Source organism: Exiguobacterium sp. s101, from assembly GCF_018617835.1.
Lineage (GTDB): Bacteria > Bacillota > Bacilli > Exiguobacteriales > Exiguobacteriaceae > Exiguobacterium > Exiguobacterium marinum.
Map to the genome: position 1 here is coordinate 12,510 of NZ_JACSKX010000022.1, position 5,910 is coordinate 18,419.

Here is a 5,910-nt window from a genome sequence, read left to right on the forward strand (position 1 = left end):
CTCCACTTTCTTTTTTTTTACACTTTTTTAAGCCTGGAGTTGTACCCAAGTCCGGCTGAAGGGGACGGACTCGAAATCCGTTAGGAGTCGCAAGGCTCGCGTGGGTTCGAATCCCACCAACTCCGCTTTCAATCGGGCATCTGCAGAGGCAGATGCATTTTTTGTATCCACAGACATAGGAGCTGTGGATTTTTTTATGCACAAAAAAAGAAGGATTACGCTTTGGCTAGCGCAATCCTTCGATCGATTATCTAACTTTTGCTTCGCGAGCAACCGTTAATTGCTTTTCAATTTTTTCAAGGATGAGTTCAACTGAGTCTGGGTCGTTGATGAGGTCATACTCTTCGATTGAAAGGCGTAATACCGGACACAGGTTGAAGTTATTGATCCATTCTGTGTAGCGTGCGTACATTTCTTCCCAATAAGCGATTGGTGTTTGTTGCTCCATCTCGCGACCGCGCATTTGGATTCGTTCGAGTACTTGTTCGAACGAACCTTCAAGGTAGATCAATAGGTCCGGGTGTGGGAAGAAGGGTGTTAGTACCATAGCCTCGAACAAACTTGAATACGTTTCATAGTCTGTTGGCGACATCGTTCCTTTTTCATAATGCATTTTTGCGAAGATGCCTGTGTCTTCATAGATTGAACGGTCTTGAATGAAGCCCCCGCCGTATTGGAAGATTTTCTTCTGTTCTTTGAAGCGTTCAGCTAGGAAGTAAATTTGAAGATGGAAGCTCCACCGCTCGAAATCATGATAGAATTTATCGAGGTAAGGGTTTGTATCTACTTTTTCGAGGGACGTTCGGAAGTTTAATGCATCGGCTAACGAATTGGTGATCGTTGATTTCCCGATCCCAACCATTCCACCGATTGTAATGATTGTATCGTTCGGGATGTTGTATTTATCAATCAGCTTCATTTTGTATGGGCTCCTTTAGTTAATTCTAGTTCACGCTCAATCGTTTTCAGGACATGAGTCAAATCGTCCGGATTGTGTACAAAGTCGAGTTCATCCCCACTGAACGAGAGGATTTTCACTTCTGGATGGGCTGCGCGATACGATTCAACGAACGTCTCATAGTCGTGAGCAAGTTGTTCAAGATAGTCGCGAGACATATTTTCTTCTACTTCACGTCCACGCAAAGCGACGCGTTTCATGAGTGTCTCAATGCTGGCGTGTAGGTAAATGACGACATCAGGTTTCGGCATATCATGTGTCAAAATCTTATAAATCTGCTCATATTTATTCAAATGCGCTGGTTTCAGCGAACGATGAGCAAAAATCAAGTTTTTGAAAATATGATAGTCCGAAACGACGGATTGCTGCTGACTCAAGTGGTGTTTGTGAATATCATCCAACTGCTTGAATCGATTGCATAAGAAGAACATTTCCGTTTGGAAACTCCATTCTTCGATATCTTCATAAAACTTGCCGAGAAATGGGTTTTCTTCTACAATTTCATTCAGCATCTGCATCGAGAAATGCTGACTGATGATATGGGCCAGTGATGTTTTCCCGACACCAATCGGTCCTTCTACCGTTATAAACATATGATGTCATCCTCCATTATCCAAAGTGCAAGTTCCATTCTAGCATACAATGCGATTGATATGGCGAGGGATTTGATTTTCATTTTTTTTCATAGTGTTTAATAAGAAATGAGGTGAATCGATGGAGCGTGATAAGCGATTTATGCAGTTGGCCATCGAAGAAGCAAAGAAAGCAGAAGCCATTGGCGAGGTGCCGATTGGCTGTGTGATTGTAAAAGGAGATGAGGTGATTGCGACCGGGCATAATCGCCGTGAAACAGATCTCTTGGCTTCGGCACACGCCGAGATGATTGCAATCGAAACGGCAAACGAAACGTTAAGGAATTGGCGATTAGAAGATTGCGAGTTATATGTTACCCTTGAACCATGTCCGATGTGTTCGGGAGCCATCATATTATCCCGAATCAAGCGTGTCATCTTCGGGGCCTATGACCCAAAGGGCGGATGCTGTGGAACGTTAATGAATTTAGTACAGGATGACCGATTTAATCATCAAGCTGAAGTAACGGGAAATGTTTTAGCAGAAGAATGTGGCCAACTCCTCACAGATTTCTTCCGAGCGCTTCGAGAGAGGAAGAAACAAGAACGACTCGATCAGAGAGGTTGCAACCCAATCGATTAAACAGTATAATGTAATAGCACTCGAGATAGTGCATAACTTCATTTACCCATTTGCCGTGCTAGGTGGGGAGGTAGCGGTGCCCTGTCACTCGCAATCCGCTATAGCGAGACTGAATCCCGATTCGAGGGAGCGCGTTGGTGTGGTCTGCCTTATGTAAGTGGCGTTGACGTCTGAGTCCTGCGCAACGGTCACCCATGAACCAGGTCAGGTCCGGAAGGAAGCAGCCTTAAGTGGTGACGTACCGTGTGCCGCAGGGGTGCTTGGGCTGAGCAAACTGCATGAGTAACGCATGTTGATGCGCTTTCAGAAATCGGTGCGCGGCAGATTTATTTTATAACTTCAATCTATGGCCCCAGGGCTGTAGATTTTTTTGTATGATGAGATAGAGAAGAACAGTTAGGGAAGGAGGCGAACTCATGGCGTATCAAGCGTTATATCGGGTATACAGACCTCAGTCGTTTCAGGAGGTCGTCGGTCAAGTCCATATCACACGCACGATTCAAAATGCTTTATTAGAGGAACGCATGTCACATGCATATCTGTTTTCCGGTCCGCGTGGAACGGGGAAGACGAGTTTGGCGAAAATCATTGCTAAGGCCATCAACTGTGAAAGTGCGCCGACACGTGAACCATGTAATACCTGTCCGACGTGTATCGCCATCACGGAAGGCACGAGTCCGGACGTATTCGAAATCGATGCCGCATCAAATAACGGGGTTGATGAGATTCGAGAGATTCGAGATAAAGTCAAATACCCGCCGTCGCAAGGTCGTTATAAAGTATATATCATTGATGAAGTGCATATGCTATCGACCGGTGCGTTCAATGCGCTGTTAAAAACGCTCGAAGAACCGCCGGCACATGCGATTTTCATTTTGGCAACGACAGAACCTCATAAAATTCCGGCAACGATTATTTCTCGCTGTCAGCGATTTGATGTCAAACGACATGAAGTGAGTCAACTTCAAACACGAATGGCATATATCTTGAATGATCAGAATCATGACTATGATCCGGAAGCATTGAAGTTGATTGCACGTGCTGCCGACGGAGGCATGCGAGATGCTCTTAGCTTGCTCGATCAAGCGCTCGCATTTAGTGATGGTCGGTTGACGGAAGAAGCGGTGTTGGAAGTGACGGGTGCTGTGACGGACGAAATGCTACTTGAAATGGCATATGGTCTACAGCGGAAAGAATTGAATTCAATTTTGAGTACCCTTGAAATGATGTTGCGTGAAGGGAAAGACTTAAAACGCTTTATCGAAGACTTGGTGTTCGTTCATCGGGATGCATTACTTTTGAAAGCATCTCCGCAAGCTGCTGATTTATTAGAACGGGCGCGTCCGACGGATAAGTTTCGTCAATTTGTCGAAGCGACGTCAACGGACGAATTGTTCCAAGTGATTGAAGAGCTCAATGATTGCCAACAACAGATGAGGTTATCGAACCATCCAAAAGTATTGGTGGAATTAACGTTCATTCGTATCGCGGAACAAGGTCGGACAATCAGTGAACAAATGACACAATTACAAGATCAAGTGCGTGAGTTAAGTCGCGAGTTGAATGAAGTGAAGAAAAATGGTGTAACTACCGTAGCAAGCGAAGAAGTGAAGAAACCGACCCCGAAACGAACTCAAATCCGAGTGCCGAAAGAACGGATTCGCCAACTCTTGCAACGGGCCGAACGTCAACACTTGAATGCGATTCGCGACAGCTGGGGAGACATCATGACGAATATTCGGATACAGGATGGTCCGATTTTCGCACTCTTCTATGAAAGTGAGGCTGTCCTTTGTGCAAGTGACACCTTACTGGTACAATTTAAAGATGGAATGACATGGCATTATGAACAAGTGAGTTCAAATGGTCGTACACGTGATGTGATTGAACAGGCACTATTCGAAGTCACGGGGATTCGTCGTGAAATCATGGCGGTGCTTGAAACGGATTGGAATGAATTGAAGAATGAGTTCATCCTTCAAAAACAAGCAGAACGAACAGAACAAGTCGAAGAACCGGAAACTGAGGATCCGTTAGTTGCACAAGCGATGGAACGATTTGGCGATGTCGTTGAAATTGAAGAGACATAAGGGAGGCGCTCTGAATGCGTGGAATGGGAAATATGAATAACATGATGAAACAAATGCAAAAAATGCAAAAAGATATGGCGAAAGCTCAAGAAGAATTGAAAGATATGTCCGTTGAGGGAACTGCAGGAGGCGGCATGGTGAAAGTTGTCGTAAGCGGTCATAAAGAAGTCTTAGATGTCATCATTGCAGAAGACGTCGTCGATCCGGACGACGTTGATATGCTACAAGACCTTGTCTTAGCAGCGATTAATGATGCGATGAAGCAAGCGGATCAACTTGTGAATGACAAGATGGGACGTTTCACACAAGGGATGAATCTCCCAGGCTTTTAAGTGAAGAAAGGATCGATGCGAGTTGCAATACCCTGAAGCCATTGGGCGATTGATTGAGAGTTTTACGAAGTTACCTGGGATTGGTCCGAAAACCGCGGTGCGTTTAGCGTTTCATATTTTAGATATGGAAGAAGACGATGTGTTAACATTTGCAAAGGCTCTCGTCAGTGCGAAACGGGATATTAAATATTGCACCGTATGTGGTCATATTACAGATGTGGATCCATGCGCAATTTGTAAAGACTCACATCGGGATGAGACAGTAGTTTGTGTGGTCCAAGACTCAAGAGACGTAATTGCGATGGAGAAGATGAGAGAGTACAGAGGGAAGTATCATGTTCTCCATGGAGCTATTAGTCCAATGGAAGGAATTGGCCCAGAGGATATTAACGTTTCAAGCTTGCTGACACGCTTGCAAGAGAATGAAGCGATTCAAGAAGTGATTTTAGCAACCAATCCAAACATTGAAGGGGAAGCGACCTCGATGTATTTATCGCGACTACTTAAACCGACGGGAATTCGCGTGACGCGTCTTGCACATGGTTTGCCGGTTGGTGGAGATTTAGAGTATGCGGATGAAGTAACGTTGTCTCGGGCGATGGAAGGTAGAAGAGAACTATGAATTGGTTTCGTAAGTCGTTAAGAGATGACTACGATCAGCGACTACTGACTGAGTTACTAGAAGCAAAGGCTAAGTTTGAATCGAAACGTCGAATGCTTGAAGTCAGCATTGAAGACACGGGAGAGTTAGCTGCCCAGGTAAAACAAGCTGAAACTCTTTACTTCTTTTATTTGAAAGAAGCGAAAAAGCGAAACGTGTCTTTATCATCCCTCCGTTCATAAGGCGAAGCCAGTGGCTCGCCTTTTTGTATCTTTACAGTGAGAGAATGCTCACACTTCCAAGCGGAGAGCAAACGGGAAGTGGCTCGCGCTTCGGACGAAAGAGGATGAATTCGGAATTTTGAACTTCAAAGTAAAACGTAGATAGGAATAGTTGAATTTTAGCCTTATATAATGAAGAAAAAAATAAGCGCAAAATAACTTGAATGCATGTTTATAAAAAAAATAATCTTTTTTATAAAAAAGGTTGCGCACTTAATGTTTTATTGATATATTAATAGACGTCGCCGAGATAAGCGACAAGAAATAAAAAATATTTTAAAAAGTGGTTGACGTTTTGTCCCTCGCTTGATAAGATATTTAAGTCGCCAAGAGCGGCAGACGAACTTTGAAAACTGAACGATGAGGCAAAAAAAGTTTTACAATTTTTGAATGAAGCGCAAGCTTCGTCAATTTAAGAGCTATATCAAATTCT

General features: G+C 44.0%; 7 protein-coding genes, 1 tRNA gene and 1 other RNA gene. 7 read left to right on the forward strand and 2 right to left on the reverse strand.

From position 1 onward, the window contains the following. Positions 1–35: 35 nt before the first annotated feature. Positions 36–125: transfer RNA gene (locus tag KNO76_RS13325), tRNA-Ser, on the forward strand. 122 nt (positions 126–247) lie between these two features. Here KNO76_RS13325 and KNO76_RS13330 read toward each other — a convergent pair. Next, complete coding sequence (locus KNO76_RS13330) at positions 248–919, reverse strand: deoxynucleoside kinase (RefSeq protein ID WP_026824756.1); 672 nt, start codon at positions 917–919, stop codon at positions 248–250. Beyond that, positions 916–1,551, reverse strand: a complete 636-nt coding sequence (locus KNO76_RS13335) for a deoxynucleoside kinase (RefSeq protein ID WP_026824757.1) — start codon at positions 1,549–1,551, stop codon at positions 916–918. Before KNO76_RS13335 ends, KNO76_RS13330 begins: the two co-directional genes overlap by 4 nt. Before the next feature lie 121 nt (positions 1,552–1,672). Between KNO76_RS13335 and tadA the strand changes: the two genes are divergently transcribed. The 6 genes from tadA to KNO76_RS13365 all read left to right on the forward strand — a co-directional run bounded on the left by tadA (position 1,673) and on the right by KNO76_RS13365 (position 5,438). After that, positions 1,673–2,173 (forward strand): tRNA adenosine(34) deaminase TadA, encoded by a 501-nt coding sequence (tadA, locus tag KNO76_RS13340; RefSeq protein ID WP_214885913.1) that lies wholly within the window; start codon positions 1,673–1,675, stop codon positions 2,171–2,173. Positions 2,174–2,226: 53 nt separating this feature from the next. Beyond that, positions 2,227–2,494: signal recognition particle sRNA large type (ffs, locus tag KNO76_RS13345), an RNA gene on the forward strand. Between the two features lie 95 nt (positions 2,495–2,589). After that, complete coding sequence (gene dnaX, locus KNO76_RS13350) at positions 2,590–4,263, forward strand: DNA polymerase III subunit gamma/tau (protein WP_214885915.1); 1,674 nt, start codon at positions 2,590–2,592, stop codon at positions 4,261–4,263. A gap of 14 nt (positions 4,264–4,277) precedes the next feature. Continuing rightward, a complete protein-coding gene (locus KNO76_RS13355) occupies positions 4,278–4,595 on the forward strand; it encodes a YbaB/EbfC family nucleoid-associated protein (protein ID WP_026824760.1) in 318 nt (105 codons plus the stop codon). A gap of 22 nt (positions 4,596–4,617) precedes the next feature. Further along, entirely contained in the window at positions 4,618–5,217 is a 600-nt protein-coding gene (gene recR, locus KNO76_RS13360; RefSeq protein ID WP_026824761.1) for a recombination mediator RecR, read from the forward strand. Beyond that, positions 5,214–5,438: a YaaL family protein gene (locus tag KNO76_RS13365; RefSeq protein ID WP_026824762.1), complete on the forward strand. Its 225-nt coding sequence runs from the start codon at positions 5,214–5,216 to the stop codon at positions 5,436–5,438. Before recR ends, KNO76_RS13365 begins: the two co-directional genes overlap by 4 nt. Positions 5,439–5,910: the final 472 nt, after the last annotated feature.

Bases quoted from the DNA above. Each gene is read 5' to 3' on its own strand.
- KNO76_RS13330 (WP_026824756.1), bottom strand. From the start codon at position 919: ATGAAGCTGATTGATAAATACAACATCCCGAACGATACAATCATTACA.
- KNO76_RS13335 (WP_026824757.1), bottom strand. From the start codon at position 1,551: ATGTTTATAACGGTAGAAGGACCGATTGGTGTCGGGAAAACATCACTG.
- tadA (WP_214885913.1), top strand. From the start codon at position 1,673: ATGGAGCGTGATAAGCGATTTATGCAGTTGGCCATCGAAGAAGCAAAG.
- dnaX (WP_214885915.1), top strand. From the start codon at position 2,590: ATGGCGTATCAAGCGTTATATCGGGTATACAGACCTCAGTCGTTTCAG.
- KNO76_RS13355 (WP_026824760.1), top strand. From the start codon at position 4,278: ATGCGTGGAATGGGAAATATGAATAACATGATGAAACAAATGCAAAAA.
- KNO76_RS13365 (WP_026824762.1), top strand. From the start codon at position 5,214: ATGAATTGGTTTCGTAAGTCGTTAAGAGATGACTACGATCAGCGACTA.